This window comes from Rhizomicrobium palustre (assembly GCF_011761565.1).
Taxonomy (GTDB): domain Bacteria; phylum Pseudomonadota; class Alphaproteobacteria; order Micropepsales; family Micropepsaceae; genus Rhizomicrobium; species Rhizomicrobium palustre.
Genome location: NZ_JAASRM010000001.1, coordinates 92,497 through 107,322, shown reverse-complemented (window position 1 = coordinate 107,322; position 14,826 = coordinate 92,497). Strand labels below are relative to the sequence as shown.

Sequence of the window (14,826 nt, the reverse complement as noted above, 5' to 3'; positions counted from 1 at the left end):
TATAGCGTTCTGTATGTGCCAGCTATGCAGCGCGTGCGGCTCTAAAGTCGACCTTACGGAAAACGGGGTTCTTCATGTGACCGGCTTAAGTTCGCCAAGAATAGTGGGGAGCAGCTCCGATACCGTGGGGTGGATATGCATGACATGTTGCAGAGTCTGCCACGGCGCCCGCGCCGCCATCATATCGAGGACGGAATGGATGGCTTCATCCGCCCCAGGGCCAATGATCACCGCGCCCAGGATTTCCGAACTATCGAGATCGACGGTGATGCGCATGAAACCCTGTTCTTCGCCTTTTTCGACCGCCCGGCTCACCCGGCTCATGGGGCGCATGCCGCTGGCAATGCGGCGGCCTGTGGCTTTGGCTTGCGCTTCGGTCAGGCCCGCCCGTCCCATTGGCGGGTCGATGTAGATCGCATAGGCGGTAATGCGGTCGCTGAGCTTGCGGCTCTCTCTATCCAGCACATTGGCCGCGATGATTTCGTAATCATTATAGGAGGTATGGGTGAAAGCCCCCTTGCCATTGCAATCGCCCATGGCCCAGATGTGCGGCACGCTGGTGCGAAGGCAATCGTCCACTTGAATGAAGCCGCGTTCGTCCGTCATGACGCCGGCAACGTCCAGCCCGAGATCCGCGGTGTTGGGGACACGCCCGACCGCGAGAAGCAGATGGCTTCCGCTGACCTTTTCGGTGCCGTTCAGATGGGCGGTGATATTTCCCGGCACGCCATCGATACCGATGCATGCCGCACCCGTTTTGATGAGGATGTCTTCGGTGCGCAGGATGTCTTCGATGCAGTGCGACGTGTCTGGATCCTCGCGGCTCACCAGCCGGTCTGACTTTTCGATGATGGTGACCTTGGCGCCGAAGCGTCGAAACATCTGTGCGAATTCCAGCGCCACATAGCTTCCGCCTATGATCAACAGGTGCTCGGGAATTTCCTCCAGTGCAAGAATGCTGGAATTGGTGAGATAAGGCACTTTTGCAAGGCCGGGCAGGGCCGGCGCCGCGGCACGGCAACCGACGTTAAGATAGATATTATCGGCCTCGATCTCTTCGCCGCCCACCGAAATCCCGTGTGGTCCAACAAGATGGGCGTGGCCGCGATACACCGTGCAGCCTTGCATATTGGCGAGCCAGCGATCGACGCCATCGCGCGAGGCGGCAACGATTCTGTCTTTGCGCGCCATCAGTGCGGCCCAATCGATACGTGCGGGCGCGTCCAGGGTCAGACCGTAATCGCTGGCGCGCGCGATCATGCGGGCGGCCTTGGCACTTGCGATCAAGGCCTTTGTGGGGGTGCAGCCGGTATTCACGCAGGTGCCGCCGAAGAGGTGGCGTTCGGCAAAGGCCACGCTTCGCCCGCTCGCGGTCAGTCTTGCGGCGAGGGCGGGGCCTGCCTGGCCAGCCCCGATAATGGCGGCATCAAAATGTCTGGTCATGACGTCTCGCGCAAAAGAGCTTAACGTCCATCATCAGAAAAAGTTGGCGCCCTGGCAAAGCCTTATCATTGGTTAGCGGGGCGTACGCATCGCCCTGGTCACTCCAAGGTTGGCAATCCGTAACGCAAAGCTTCCCTGTTGCATTCGTTTGCAAATAGGCATATCAAAATGCAAACGATTGCATAAGCAATCGATAAGAACATTCATGCGGGGAGAATGTCATGCGGATTAAATCAGCAATTTTGAGTTGTGTATCCGTGGCTGCGATGGCTGGGGCTGCGGTCGCGGATGACCAACTCGAAACGGTCTACGTCACGGCAACAAAGGGTGTGGCGCAGAGCTTGATCGCAGCACCTATGGCCGTGCAGGTGATTTCAGACATTGAGCTGAAAGCCAAGCGTATCAACGACATCCACGATCTTGTCACCACGGCCATTCCAGGCGCGTCGGAAGAAGAACAGATCGGCGTTTTCATTCGAGATTATGCCTTACGCGGGTCGGGCGCGGGCGGCGGCGTCGGCGATCCGATGATCGGCTATTACATTGACGACACGGCGTGGGCGATCCCCAACTCGCAAGTGGCGCCTTCGCTGCGCATTGTCGATATCGACCGGGTGGAAGTGCTGCGCGGGCCTTATGGCACGCTGTATGGCGCGGGTGCGATGGGCGGCACCATGATCTTCCACACCAAGAATCCCGATTTGCATAAGATGACGGTCAATGCCGACGCGACTTTTGCCGGGATGCAGAACGCCGATAACCTCGATTATACGGTGGAAGGAGCGATTTCGGTTCCACTGGTGGATGGCAAGCTCGGGCTGCGCGTGAGCGGTGGCTATAATTACCAGCCTGGCTATGCCAGCGTCTATGCCACGGACACTTCCGCGCCTCCGGTCGCCCGTCATGCCAATGATGTGCATCAGGAAGATATCCGCGCGGTGCTGCTTTATAAGCCGACGGAAGATTTCACTGCCCGATTCCAGTATTGGGCCTTCGGCGGCTATCAGAATTACTCGACCCAGGTGCAGTCAGTGAGCCCCGCGGCTTTGACTAATTGGGGCAACATCAAAGGCTTCGAGAATTCGCATAGCCATCTTTATTCGGCATCGCTGCAATATGATTTGGACGGGATTTCGCTGACCAGCGCGACCTCTTATTTCCGCACCGGCGGTGAAAGCCTTTATGCGCTGTTTCCGACTATCGCGCTGGATCAGGGCGGCGCTAACCAGCATGGCCGTTATCCTGGCACCTATAGTTTCCAGGAGGAGCTGCGTGCTTCTTCGACCACGCCTGGGCCGCTGCATTGGGTGGCGGGTCTTTATTATCAGGATGGAAGAAGCCTCTATTGGTACTCGATACCGGCTTTCAACATTGGCGCGGCAACCAATGTGAAGACCAAGAACTGGTCGACCTTTGGTGAAGTTAGCTATGACCTGTTCGGAGGCAAGCTGGTGCCGCTGGTGGGCTTGCGCTATTTCAATGATGACCGCAGCTTCAACAGCATCACCAATCCGGATAGTGCCACACCGACCACCGCCTCTGGTTCGGCTAAGCCGAGCGTGACGACCTGGCGCGCCAATTTGAGCTGGCACCCCAGTGACGACATGACGGTCTATGTCAATGCAGGCAACGGCTTCCGTAGTCCGATCATGCAGTCGGCACCGCAGGTGACCGCGCTGAACAAGGATGGCATCAACGGTCAGCTCACGCTCAAACCTGATACCGACATCAGCTATGAAGTTGGCCTAAAGGGCCGGCTGTCGAGCTTCAACATCGATTATTCGGTGAGCGGCTATTGGCTGGCTTATAAGAACTTCCAGACTGGCGTGAACACTTCCACCGGCATCTCGGCCTTCGCCAATCTTGGCACGGCGCGCACGGAGGGCATTGATCTCGAACTCCACTGGTTCCCGCTGGAAGGCCTGTCGCTCGGCTTCCTCGGCAATATCAACCGCTCCGTTTATGGCACGGTGGATCCCAGCGTGGCCGCGCTTTCCTCAAGCGGCTTCAATGTGCGCAAAGGCGGGCAGATGCTCAACACGCCCGGCTATACCGCACGCTTTGATGCCGGGTACGAATGGGCCATCGGCAACGACTACACCGCTTACGTGATCGCCGCCGCCATTCCGACAGCCAAGCGCATCAACCAGTATGGCGTCTATAGCGCCGCCTATACCCTCTACAACACCTCTCTGGGCGTGCGGTTCGGCAAGTACAATGTCGAGCTGTTTGGCGAAAACCTCGCTGATGCCAGGGGACCCTTCTACATCCGCGCGGTGGGCTCGCCGAAGAACATGCAAGTCGGCCCTAATCCTCGCACTATCGGTATCCGGGCCTCGCTCAACTTCGAATGACTACCCCATAAGAGCTAGGTCTGGCCTTGGCCCGGTGTGTCCCTCACACCGGGCCATTTTTCTTAAAAGAGGAGTACGTGTGCGGACTGCCACATTGACCTACTTTTAGTATAGGGTATTACGTTCTTCCCGGTTACCGGTTTGACCCATTTGCCCGCAAAGACCATGACCAGCCCCAGCAAGAACCGCCCCCCGAAAATGGCTGACATAGCTAAACTTGCGGGGGTTCACGCCTCCACGGTTTCGCGCGCTTTGGCAGGCAGTCCGCTGGTTGAGCAGAGCATGCGCGAGAAGATCCTCAAGATCGCCAAGGCGCAGGGTTATATCGTCAATTCCACGGCCCGCAGCCTGCGCCTGCAACGCACGCAGAGCATCAGCGTCGTCTTTCCCTTAGGCCATGAGGCCGAACAGCCGCTCACCGATCCCTTCTTCGTACAGATGATCGGTTATCTCGCCAATGAGATCACTCAGAGGGGCTACGGCCTGTTTCTGCAAAAAGTGCTGCCGCCCATGGAGGATTGGCTGTCCGATCTGGTGGCGTCCAAGCGCTCGGATGGGATCATCGTCATTGGGCAGAGTACGGAGCATAAGGCGCTTGAGGCGGTGGCCGGAAAGTATACGCCCTTGGTGGTGTGGGGTGGGCAGATCGACCGGCAATCCTATTGCACCGTAGGCTCGGACAATATCGCAGGCATGCGCCTTGCGACGGAGCATCTGTTGAGTTTGGGGCGGCGCAACGTGGTCTTTTTGGGTGACACCAAGGTGCCCGAACTGCGGTTGCGCTACAAAGGCTATACCCAGGCGATCGCGAATGCGCCACGCGGTACGGCTGAAAAGCGCAATGTCTCTACCCACATGACGGCCGATAAGGCCCATGAAGCCATGCGCGCTTTTCTGGCGACGGGAGAGAAATTCGATGGCGTGGTCTGCGCCACCGACGTCATTGCGATCAGCGCCATTCGGGCCATTGTGGCCGCCGGCAAGCGCGTGCCGGAGGACATTGCCGTCGTCGGCTATGACGATCTGGCGCTCGCGGCGCACACCAATCCATCATTGACGACAGTGCGCCAGAACATCGAAATGGGTGCCCGCCATCTGGTGGATTTGCTGTTCCGCCGGATGGAGGGCGAGGATACCGAATCCATCACGATGGCGCCCGAGCTGATCATTCGCGAATCCAGCGGCGGGCGCCGCCGTGTTAGTGGCTGACCGCGGCATCAAGCCGTTCGAATTCCTGAAGCCGCCGCTTGGCGGGATCCAGAAGCAGGTTGGCGAATAGCCCCGCAAACAGGAGCGCGGCAAATCCCGTCGCGAGCCAGAAGCCGTATTGCACCCCACCGAACGTGTCGCTGACCGCGCCCATGGCGAGCGGGCCCGCAGCCGCGGACACGGCCGTGAAGAACAGGATCAGCCCCGCGGCCGAGCCGTGCTCTGCTTTGCGGAAGCAGCTTATGCCCTTGGAGTTAAGCGTCGGATACATCACCGACATGAACAGGCCGGAGAGGGGGAGCAGCACAGCGCCCAAATTCGGGCCGCCCACCAAGGCGCCCGCGAAGCAGCCCAAAATAGCCGCCGAGAAGATCGCGAGCATCATCGTCCAGGGGACGAAGGTGATCAGCCAGGCTCCAAGGAAGCGCCCTACGGCGCGGAGCACAAAGAAGATGGTGAGAGCGTAGATCGGCAGCCAGGCAAGCCCGCCCTTATAGCCGTCCAGGTAGGTCGGCATCCAAACGTAGATTGCCACCTCAACCGCCACATACAGCATGATCAGCGCGGAAAAGGCGAGGGCATAGGGATCGCGCGCCATCTTGAGGGTGTGGGTGAAGGATGGCTGTTGCTGGCTAGCTGTCTTTTCCGGGTAGCGGACCAAAAGCGAGATCGCCATCAGCACCGCGCAGATCGCTGCCGCGGAAACATAAAGCCATTTCCAGGAAAAGCCTGCGGCGAGCAGTGTGGCGACGACGGCAGGGCCGATGATTGCGCCCGTGGCAAAGAAGCCCTCGACCGTGTTCATCAACGAGGCGTGCTCGTCTGCGGATTTGGTAACGTCACCGACCAGAGCCAGGGCGCCCGTCTTGAAGATGGCTACCCCGAGCCCGGAAAACGCGAGCAGCGCCACGAAATAGGAAAAGCCGCTGCCAAAGGCGAAAAGGGCCGAGCTGACACCATAGAGGATTAAGCCAATCACAATTGTGCGACGGCGCCCCAGCTTGTCGGCCATGAAACCGAGCACGATGGCGCCAAAAGCGATGGCGGCCATGGGAACGTAATGGAATGTTCCGGCTGCCGTCAGGCTAAGCCCGAATTCCTTGATCAGATGGGGTATAATGCTTCCTACCGCGTCGCTGGTCATGGCGAACATCATGAACATCAGGCAGGTGAGCCCTTTGAGCAGTGTGGTATTGCGTGCGTCACTTACGCCCGTGCCGCGCTCCATAGACATTCCCTTCCCAGGTTGCTTTACTTTATTACAATCGATTGTATTATGCGGCTCATGAAGAATAAAGTCCAGCTTATCACCTATGTGAACCGTTTCGGAGGGGGGGGCTTGCCGGAGCTGCAGGCGCTTCTGACCGGGCCCTTAAAAGATGTTTTTGGGGCGGTGCATATACTGCCGTTCTTTCTGCCCATCGACGGGGCGGATGCGGGCTTCGACCCCATAGACCACCGGCTGGTGGATCCCAAGGCGGGATGCTGGAACGACGTCAAATCCCTCTCGCAGGATATCGACGTCATGGCTGACGTCATTGTGAACCACATGTCGGCGGAATCTGAACAGTTCCGCGATGTGTTGGAGCGGGGCAGTCAGTCGCCTTTCGACAAGCTCTTCCTCACGCAGGAGGATGTCTTTCCAAGGGGCGCGACGCCGCAGGAACTGGCGGCTGTCTATCGTCCGCGCCCCGGCGTGCCATTCACGCCGATGACGCTGCGGACAGGTGAGACGCGACAATTCTGGACGACTTTCACGCCGCAGCAGCTCGATATCAATGTCGAGCGGCCTGAAGGCATCGCCTATCTCGATGGTATTCTGCAGCAGTTTCGCGCGGCCGGAATCCGCATGATCCGGCTCGATGCGGTGGGCTATGCCATCAAGCGGGCGGGCACGAGCTGCTTCATGCTGCCCGAGACATTCGCCTTTATCGACCGCTTGACGGCACGTGCCCGCGAGCTCGGCATGGAAGTGCTGGTGGAGGTGCATTCCTATTATCGCCAGCAGGTCGAAGTCGCAAAAATGGTAGACTGGGTTTACGATTTCGCACTGCCGCCTTTGCTTTTGCATGCCTTCGCCTTTGGCACCGCAAAATGTCTTGCCGAATGGGTCAAGGTGCGTCCCTCTAATGCTCTGACGGTGCTGGATACGCATGATGGCATCGGCATTATAGATATTGGCGCAGATGCGAGTGATCGCAAAGGCCGTCCGGGTTTGGTGCCGCCGGAACAATTGGCGGAGCTGGTTGAGATCATCCACCAGCGTACCAAAGGCGAGAGCCGCCAAGCCACGGGGGCTGCCGCCTCCAATCTCGACCTCTATCAGGTCAACAGTACCTTCTTTGACGCCATGGGGCGCGATGTGGAGCGCTATCTTCTGGCGCGCGCGGTCCAGTTTTTCCTGCCTGGCGTTCCGCAGGTCTATTATGTCGGCCTGATGTGCGGTGCCAATGATATGGCTCTGCTGCATGAAACCGGTGTGGGGCGTGACATCAACCGGCATTATTATTCCTTGGGCGAAGTGGAACTGCATCTGCAATCTTCGCCGGTTCAGCGTTTGCTTCAGCTTATCCGCTTGCGCAACAGCCATCCCGCCTTTGACGGCGCCTTGCAGATGGATTTGCCGCATGAAAACGTTCTGAGCTTGATTTGGCGCAAGGATACGGCCTTCGCTGAGTTGTCAGTTGATTTTGCGGCTGGTTCGGGAGCCCTGCGCTATAGTGATGGCGACGCCATATCGGAGCTGCGATTCCGCGCGGACGATGTGGTTCAAGGATAAAACATAAAGGCGAGGATTTGGGAATGGCTGCAAACCGGTTTGGAGCAATCGAGGCGGGCGGCACCAAATTTGTTTGCGCCGTCGGGTCTTCTCCCAACGATCTAAGCGCTGTGGAGCGCATTCCGACCACCACACCCGCCGAAACCATGGCCAGGGTGCGCGCCTATTTTGAAGCCCAGATCGCGCAAGGCGGCCCGTTGCAGGCCATCGGAATCGCAACCTTCGGCCCCGCCGGTGTGCATCCTGGCGCGCCGGAATGGGGCACGATTTTATCGACGCCCAAGCCGGGTTGGAGCAATACCAGCTTAGTCCAGCCTTTGGGCGACGCCTTTGGTGTTCCGGTCGGCTTTGATACCGATGTGAATGGTGCCGCGCTCGCAGAGCATCGCTGGGGCGCGGGTGCTGGGGCGAATGTCTCGACTTATGTCACCATCGGCACCGGCGTTGGCGGTGGAACGGTCGCGAATGGGCGGATCATCCACGGCTTGCGTCATCCCGAAGTCGGCCATTTCTATCCCCGGCGCCATGGCGAGGATGTACAGTTTTCGGGTATCTGCCCGTTTCATGGCGATTGTCTGGAAGGGCTTGCGAGCGGGCCTGCTATCGCGACACGCTGGGGCACTTCGCTTTCTCAGTTGCCGTCCAACCATATCGCGCATGAGGTGATCGCTTATTACCTCGGCCAGATGGTGGTGAATCTGCAAGCAGTGCTGGCGCCGCGCCGCATCATTCTCGGTGGCGGCGTAAGCCAGACACCCGGCTTGCTGGAGGAGGTGGCGCGTGCCGCCAAGCGTCTCGGCAATGGCTATTTCGCGCCCGCCAAAGACATGGAACGGCTGATTTCAGCGCCCGAATTGGGCGAACGGTCTGGGATTTTAGGCGCGGTGCTCCTGGCCGAACAAGCATTGCAAAAGCAGGCAAAAAACACATAGGGGGAAGCATGTCTTTCGACAGGCGAAAGTTACTGGGAGGTTTCGCGGCACTTGCTGGGGCGGCCTCGCTGCCATCTGTTGCCAAAGCGGAGGACGCGCCGTGCCGTCCTGCTTTTCCTCTGCCGCAAACCGCAAGCCCGGAGCTGCGCGCCCTTATTGTGGAGCGCAAGAACAATGTCGCGTGGAAGATAAAGCCGAGGACCGCGGAGGATTGGCGCGCCATCGTCAAAGCGAGCACGGAACAAATCATCAAGCGAGACGCTGCTTGGCCGGAGAAATTCGGTGTCGCCATTCGCGAAGACAAGATCGGCGGCGTGCCGGTATTCTGGATTACGCCCAACGCCCTGCCGCCCGAGAACCATGACAAGCTGCTGCTCAACTTCCATGGCGGGGCTTATGTCTATGCGCCGGGACGGGCCGGACTTGAAGATGCAATCCTGATGGCGAGCCGTGGCGGCTATCGCGTCGTCTCGGTGGATTATCGTATGGCGCCGGATTTTCCTTATCCCGCCGCCATCGACGATGCCGAAGCCGTCTGGTGCGAACTCATCAAGACCATGAACCCGAAGAAGATCGGCGTATTCGGCACTTCCACCGGCGGCGGCATTACCTTGGCGCTGATCCATCGCTGCAAGGCAAAGGGTATCAAGCTGCCCGGCGCGTTATGGGCTGGAACGCCTTGGTCTGATCTCGGCAAGGTCGGTGATAGCTATTTCACGAATGAATTCGTCGATACGGGTCTTGTCTCTTATGATGGTTCACTTGGCGCGGCGGCGGAGCTTTACGCTGGCGGCAAGAGCCTCACCGATCCGGAGATTTCGCCGGTCTATGGCGATTTCGCAGGCTTCCCGCCCACCCATTTGACCACCGGTACACGTGACCTGTTCCTGTCGCTCACCGTGCGCGTGCATCGCAAGCTGCGTGACGCAGGTGTGCTGACCGATCTGACGGTGATCGAAGCCTTGTCTCATGCCGATTATGCGGCGCTGCCGGATTCGCCGGAATCCAAACAGGTCTATGGCGACGCCAAGGCTTTCTTCGACAAGACGCTCGCTTCAAAGAAGAAAATAAAACACCCAGGGAAGGACAAATAAGATGCAAGCAAAATGGATTGCTTTGTCGGCCGCCGCGATGATATCGGCCGCCGCTGCTGCAGATGGGCCGCCGCCCAATCCTATCCAGGTGGATCCGGATGGCACCGTGCACGTGCCAGCGATGACCATTCCGGTGTCGGAATATCTCAGTCCTGAGGGTAAGGCCTATCTCGCCGAGCATCTCAATGTCATCCGCCGCCCTGAAATGCTGCTGCAGCCTGATGGCGTTCCGCCGTTCCTCGCGGGCTATCTCAAGCGCCAGCAAGAGCTTTTCCCGGTGGACCGCCAGGAAACCAGCATCGGCGGGGTGCATGCCTATGTCTATACGCCGAAGGGCGGGGTGGCGCCGAAGAATGCCAAGCGGGTGCTGATCAACCTGCATGGCGGCGGTTTTCATGAATGCTGGCCGGGCTGCGCGCAGCTCGAGTCCATCCCGCTCGCAGCGCTTAGCGGCACAAAAGTCGTCACCCTCGATTATCGCCAGGGTCCGAAATACGAGTTTCCTGCTGCGAGCGAAGACGTCGCCGCCGCTTACAAGGAACTTCTGAAAACCTATAAGCCGGAAAACATCGGTATTTACGGTTGCTCCGCGGGCGGCATGCTCACCGGTATGTCGCTGGCCTGGTTCCAAAGCCACGGCCTGCCGCGACCGGGTGCTGCCGGCATTTTCTGCGCGGGGCTGCGAATGTCCGCAGGTTTCGGCGGCGATGCCAATTACATTTCCATGCCCGCGGGCGAGGGCAATATGCCGTTCCCGCCGCCCAAGCCTGGTGCGCCGCGCAGCGCCTTGGGCTATTTCGCCCACGCGGATATCAACGATCCGCTGGTCTCACCGGCTGTGTCGCAAGATGTGCTGGCGAAATTCCCGCCGACCCTGATGATCACCGCGACACGCGGCTTTGAACTCAGCTCCGCGGTCTATACCCATTCGCGGCTGGTGAAGGCTGGGGTGGACGCCGATCTGCATGTCTATGAAGGGCTGTTCCACGGCTTCTTCTACAATCCCGACGTGCCGGAATCGCGCGACGCTTACGATGTGATGGTGAAATTCTTCGATCGCCATCTGGGCCGTTAATCCGTCCCAGGCGAGGTGGAAATGCCGCGGACTCGCTCCCCGCGGCATTTCTTTTTTTATAGGGCAGAGAGCGGAATGGCGGCGGCCATCGCGGCATAGCCTGCATCGTTGAGGTGGATGTGATCGCCGCTGTCGAAGGTGGCTTTCAGCTTGGTTGGGCTCGCGGCATCGCGCGTGACGGCATCGAAATCCACCACCGCGTCAAACGCTTTGCTAGAGCGGATCCACGCGTTGACGGCTTGGCGGACCGCTTCTTTTTCCGCCGTATAGGCTGGTGAACCTTCGAAAGCTGTCATGGTCACGCCAATGATCCGCACGCCTTTGGCATGGGCGCGCGCGATGAGCTGGCGATAGCCCTGGATGATTTCCTCCGCCTTGATCACATCCACCCGCGAAATGCCGGGTAGCATATTGCCGGAGAATCCAATGTCATTGATGCCTTCCAACAGGATGACCGTGGAAACGCCGGGCACGGCGAGGGCATCGCGGTCGAAACGGGCTAGAGCGCTGGCACCAAGGCCGTTGGCCAGAACCTGATTGCCACCTATGCCCTGATTGATCACGCTGAAGGGAAGCTTTGCCTGCACGATGCGGCGCGCCAGATCATCCGGCCAGCGTCGGCTCTGATTGGGCGTGGAGCCCATGCCGTCCGTAATCGAATCCCCGAACGCCACCACGGTCTTCAACTTTTTGGAGTTGGAGACATCGACCTCGCTCAAAAATGCCCGCGCGGGATAGCGATTGCCTGTGGCCTCCACATATTCAAAGGCTGTCGCGCCGGGCAGGGTGTCGGCAGCAACGTGATTGCCTGCCTGGGAAACGAAGCTCGGCTGCAAGCCCAAAAGATGAATGGTGGAAACCGGGGTGTTGTCGGGCAGGTAAAGGCTTACCTCGATCTCCGCGCCATCAGGCAAGGCTGCCGCGACCGGATCAGACACGACGGGTGCGCTGGCATAGGCGGTGATCGCCGTGGCGCCGCCGAAGGTCAATGGCACGTGGATTTTCTGTCCGCCGGAAACATAGGCGAGCGAAGCCGCCCCGATACGCAGAGGTCCAACGCCAAATTCGTTGGAAAAACGAATTCTTAGGGCGGTGCCGCCGCGGCTGAGGGTAATAGTTTGTCGGATTGTCTGATTTTCAAATGCCGCGATAGATGGTGTGAAAAACTTCGCGGGCAGTTTGGCGCCGTCAAAGGGGCTCGCGGTCCAACTGGCGGTCCAATATGTCTGGGCCGAACCTGCAAATGCTGGGGCCGCCAGCATAAAAGCCGCGAGCGCGACGGCTTGCCAATGTTTGTGGTTCATTCTTTTTCCTCCTCTGAGGACCTGAGACTATGGCAAACGATTGCAATGGGCAATTTCCCCTCTCCATCCCGAGCGTTGCCGGGAAAGCACCTCCGCTAAATTTTTGTCAGGCGGGACTAGAATATCCTGCAATCGATTGTAATTGAGCCGGAGGCGGATTAGGGTGTTTTCATAATTCGCGTCGGCTTGCCGGAAAATCCGGCCGCAAAGCAAAGGGCCAGGCGCGGTAAACAAAAAGCCAGGGATGATAAGATGAAGCGTTCACAAAGATTTATAGGCTCAGTCTCGCTGGCCGCCTTGGCCGCTTCGGCCTTTGGGGCCAGCGCCTTGGCTCAGACTTCGGACGACATGACACTTGAGACAGTGGTCGTGACGGCACAGAAGCACACCGAGCTGCTTTCGAAAGCGCCGGTTGCCATTTCCGCGGTGAGCCAGCAGGGGCTTGATAAGCTCAGCATCACCACGGCGCAGGATCTGGTTTCGACCGTTCCCAATCTTCAAACTTCCGTGAATGGCTATTCCACCCAGTTCCAGATTCGCGGCATCGGCAACAACAGCGGCTCTTATTCGGTGGTCGCCACCCAGGTGGACGGCGTCTATCAAGCCAATCCCGCCTCGCTGAATGCCGGACTTTACGACGTCTCCCGCATCGAGGTGGCGCGCGGTCCGCAAGGTACGGTCTATGGCCGAAACGCCACCGCGGGCGTGGTCAATATCCTTACCCATGATCCGGAAAAGGAATTCCAGCTTTTCGGCGATATTGCCTATGGCAATTATAATGACATCACCACGCGTGCGGTGATCAACGTCCCGGTCACGGACAAGCTGGCGATGCGCGCGTCGGTCGTGCGTCAATCCAATGACGGCTATTATCCGCGCGGCGCCGCACCCGACAAATACGATTCCAAGGATATTCTTTCGGGGCAGGTGACCTTCCTTGCTAACATCACCGATGACCTCACTTGGCGCGTGGCGGTGGAGCACAGCGAGAACACGGGTACGCTGCGCTATCTGCATGCCATCAATTATGTTTCTTACCCCAATGCCAATCTGGCGACCGGCCAGCTTGGGACCGGCGTGGTGCAAAAGGCGCGCAGCAACCTCTTCAATCAGGAAGCGGTGACGGATAATGCTCTGCGCATTCAAGAAAACGCGCTGCGCTCCAGGCTGACTTGGGCGGCGACGGACGAATTCTCCATCACCTATCTGGCGGGCGTCTCGTCGATGGTGAATAACGGCATGAACTCGGCGACGGGCGTGTTCTGGTCCTTCTCGAAGGGCACAGAAACCCAGTCCATGTCCCACGAAATCGACTTCAACTACGATACCAGCAAGGTCAAGGCGGTGCTGGGTCTCTATCACTATTGGGACAACACTTCCGGCTTTGGCGGGCTGCATATCGGCAATACCGTGCCCGCGCCGCTGGCGGGGTATGTGTCCGCAGCCCGCGTGCCACTGAATAACCCGGTGGGAAACGAGCCGTCCTCTTATGGTTTGATCGATATCGCACAGCAGACCAAGAAAAACGGCAACCAATCGGAAGCGATCTTCGGTCAAGTGACCTACAGCGTCTTGGAGGATTTGCGGCTGACCGCCGGCATGCGCTTCACCAAAGATTGGCACAATGTCGATACCTTGCAGACGGTCTGCCTCTTCAACTCGGTGAAAGTGACGTCCTCCAGCGCCACCTGCAGCGTGCCTTTCGGCCCGCCGGCGGAGACCTATCAGGCGAACAAATCGAGCAATGTGAGCTGGCGGTTTGGCGCCGATTACGACGTCTCAGAAAACCAGCTTCTCTATGCCTCGGTCTCCACCGGTTATCGCGCGGGCGGCGTCTCCGGCAATGCGCAATTGCCCAAAGCCTTCCTGACCTATCAGCCGGAACGCGTCACCAATTATGAGGCGGGCTGGAAAAGCGAGCTCTTGAACCGCTCGCTGGGCTTGTCCCTGGCCGTGTTCAACATGGACTACACCAATATGCAGGTGCAGGCCATTCAGCTCGATCTTAACGGCAATCCGACGCCGGTTACCATCAATGCTGCCAAGGCACGGATCAAGGGCGCGGAGTTTGAATGGAATTGGCGCATCACCAGCGCGGATACGATTACGGGCTATGCGACGTATCTTGATGCGCGTTTCTCTTCCTTCCCGAACGCGGTGAATTCCACGGTCAATCCCGATGGTGTCTACAACAGCACTGTAGCGGGTAAGCCGGGTTTTGCGCAGCTTGCAACCAATGTGCCCTATAACTTCACCGGCAATTACCTGCCCAACGCGCCGCAGGAAACCATCCGCATCGCCTATTCGCATGTCTTCGACCTGGGCGATGACGGCACCTTCACGCCGTCGCTGCAATTCTTCTGGCAGGATACTTCCTACAACGACTTCGCCAATAATCCGCAAGCCATCCGCAAGCCCTATACCAAGTCGGACCTCAATCTGACCTATCAATCGGCCAATGAGCGGCTGACGGTGGAAGGCTATATCCATAACCTGGAAAACCGCCCGGTTTGGCAGATCATGAATGCCAAATGGGACGATACCCAGGGCTATCTCTACCCGCCGCGGACCTACGGCATCCGACTGGGATATAAGCTCTACTAAAAGCGCAGCTCCTCTCTGCAGCAGGCCGGGTG

10 protein-coding genes are annotated in these 14,826 nt (G+C 58.7%); 7 read left to right on the top strand and 3 right to left on the bottom strand.

Translation table 11 applies throughout. From position 1 onward, the window contains the following. Window positions 1-72: 72 nt before the first annotated feature. Entirely contained in the window at window positions 73-1,443 is a 1,371-nt protein-coding gene (locus FHS83_RS00440; protein ID WP_167079784.1) for an FAD-containing oxidoreductase, read from the bottom strand. 221 nt (window positions 1,444-1,664) lie between these two features. Here FHS83_RS00440 and FHS83_RS00435 point away from each other — a divergent pair, with 221 nt between their 5' ends. Continuing rightward, a complete protein-coding gene (locus FHS83_RS00435; protein ID WP_167079782.1) occupies window positions 1,665-3,797 on the top strand; it encodes a TonB-dependent receptor in 2,133 nt (710 codons plus the stop codon). Window positions 3,798-3,962: 165 nt separating this feature from the next. After that, window positions 3,963-5,006 carry a LacI family DNA-binding transcriptional regulator gene (locus tag FHS83_RS00430; protein ID WP_341801516.1) on the top strand — a complete coding sequence of 348 codons (1,044 nt, stop codon included), beginning with the start codon at window positions 3,963-3,965 and terminating at the stop codon, window positions 5,004-5,006. Here the strand turns inward: FHS83_RS00430 and FHS83_RS00425 are convergent. Continuing rightward, window positions 4,996-6,240, bottom strand: a complete 1,245-nt coding sequence (locus FHS83_RS00425) for an MFS transporter (RefSeq protein ID WP_208414150.1) — start codon at window positions 6,238-6,240, stop codon at window positions 4,996-4,998. The genes FHS83_RS00430 and FHS83_RS00425 overlap by 11 nt on opposite strands. A gap of 51 nt (window positions 6,241-6,291) precedes the next feature. Here FHS83_RS00425 and gtfA point away from each other — a divergent pair, with 51 nt between their 5' ends. The 4 genes from gtfA to FHS83_RS00405 are packed head-to-tail and all read left to right on the top strand — an operon-like array spanning window position 6,292 to window position 10,886. After that, entirely contained in the window at window positions 6,292-7,785 is a 1,494-nt protein-coding gene (gtfA, locus tag FHS83_RS00420) for a sucrose phosphorylase (RefSeq protein WP_167079778.1), read from the top strand. Window positions 7,786-7,808: 23 nt separating this feature from the next. Then, window positions 7,809-8,717: an ROK family protein gene (locus FHS83_RS00415; protein ID WP_167079776.1), complete on the top strand. Its 909-nt coding sequence runs from the start codon at window positions 7,809-7,811 to the stop codon at window positions 8,715-8,717. Window positions 8,718-8,725: 8 nt separating this feature from the next. Further along, entirely contained in the window at window positions 8,726-9,811 is a 1,086-nt protein-coding gene (locus tag FHS83_RS00410) for an alpha/beta hydrolase (RefSeq protein ID WP_167079774.1), read from the top strand. A gap of 1 nt (window position 9,812) precedes the next feature. After that, window positions 9,813-10,886, top strand: a complete 1,074-nt coding sequence (locus tag FHS83_RS00405; protein ID WP_167079772.1) for an alpha/beta hydrolase — start codon at window positions 9,813-9,815, stop codon at window positions 10,884-10,886. 56 nt (window positions 10,887-10,942) lie between these two features. Here FHS83_RS00405 and FHS83_RS00400 read toward each other — a convergent pair whose 3' ends face one another. Next, window positions 10,943-12,190: an SGNH/GDSL hydrolase family protein gene (locus FHS83_RS00400; protein WP_167079770.1), complete on the bottom strand. Its 1,248-nt coding sequence runs from the start codon at window positions 12,188-12,190 to the stop codon at window positions 10,943-10,945. 252 nt (window positions 12,191-12,442) lie between these two features. Here FHS83_RS00400 and FHS83_RS00395 point away from each other — a divergent pair, with 252 nt between their 5' ends. Beyond that, window positions 12,443-14,794 (top strand): TonB-dependent receptor, encoded by a 2,352-nt coding sequence (locus FHS83_RS00395; protein ID WP_167079768.1) that lies wholly within the window; start codon window positions 12,443-12,445, stop codon window positions 14,792-14,794. Window positions 14,795-14,826 lie beyond the last annotated feature (32 nt).

Excerpts from the sequence above, each read along its gene's own strand:
- FHS83_RS00440 (WP_167079784.1), bottom strand. The coding sequence starts at position 1,443 with ATGACCAGACATTTTGATGCCGCCATTATCGGGGCTGGCCAGGCAGGC.
- FHS83_RS00435 (WP_167079782.1), top strand. The coding sequence starts at position 1,665 with ATGCGGATTAAATCAGCAATTTTGAGTTGTGTATCCGTGGCTGCGATG.
- FHS83_RS00430 (WP_341801516.1), top strand. The coding sequence starts at position 3,963 with ATGACCAGCCCCAGCAAGAACCGCCCCCCGAAAATGGCTGACATAGCT.
- FHS83_RS00425 (WP_208414150.1), bottom strand. The coding sequence starts at position 6,240 with ATGTCTATGGAGCGCGGCACGGGCGTAAGTGACGCACGCAATACCACA.
- gtfA (WP_167079778.1), top strand. The coding sequence starts at position 6,292 with ATGAAGAATAAAGTCCAGCTTATCACCTATGTGAACCGTTTCGGAGGG.
- FHS83_RS00415 (WP_167079776.1), top strand. The coding sequence starts at position 7,809 with ATGGCTGCAAACCGGTTTGGAGCAATCGAGGCGGGCGGCACCAAATTT.
- FHS83_RS00410 (WP_167079774.1), top strand. The coding sequence starts at position 8,726 with ATGTCTTTCGACAGGCGAAAGTTACTGGGAGGTTTCGCGGCACTTGCT.
- FHS83_RS00405 (WP_167079772.1), top strand. The coding sequence starts at position 9,813 with ATGCAAGCAAAATGGATTGCTTTGTCGGCCGCCGCGATGATATCGGCC.
- FHS83_RS00400 (WP_167079770.1), bottom strand. The coding sequence starts at position 12,190 with ATGAACCACAAACATTGGCAAGCCGTCGCGCTCGCGGCTTTTATGCTG.
- FHS83_RS00395 (WP_167079768.1), top strand. The coding sequence starts at position 12,443 with ATGAAGCGTTCACAAAGATTTATAGGCTCAGTCTCGCTGGCCGCCTTG.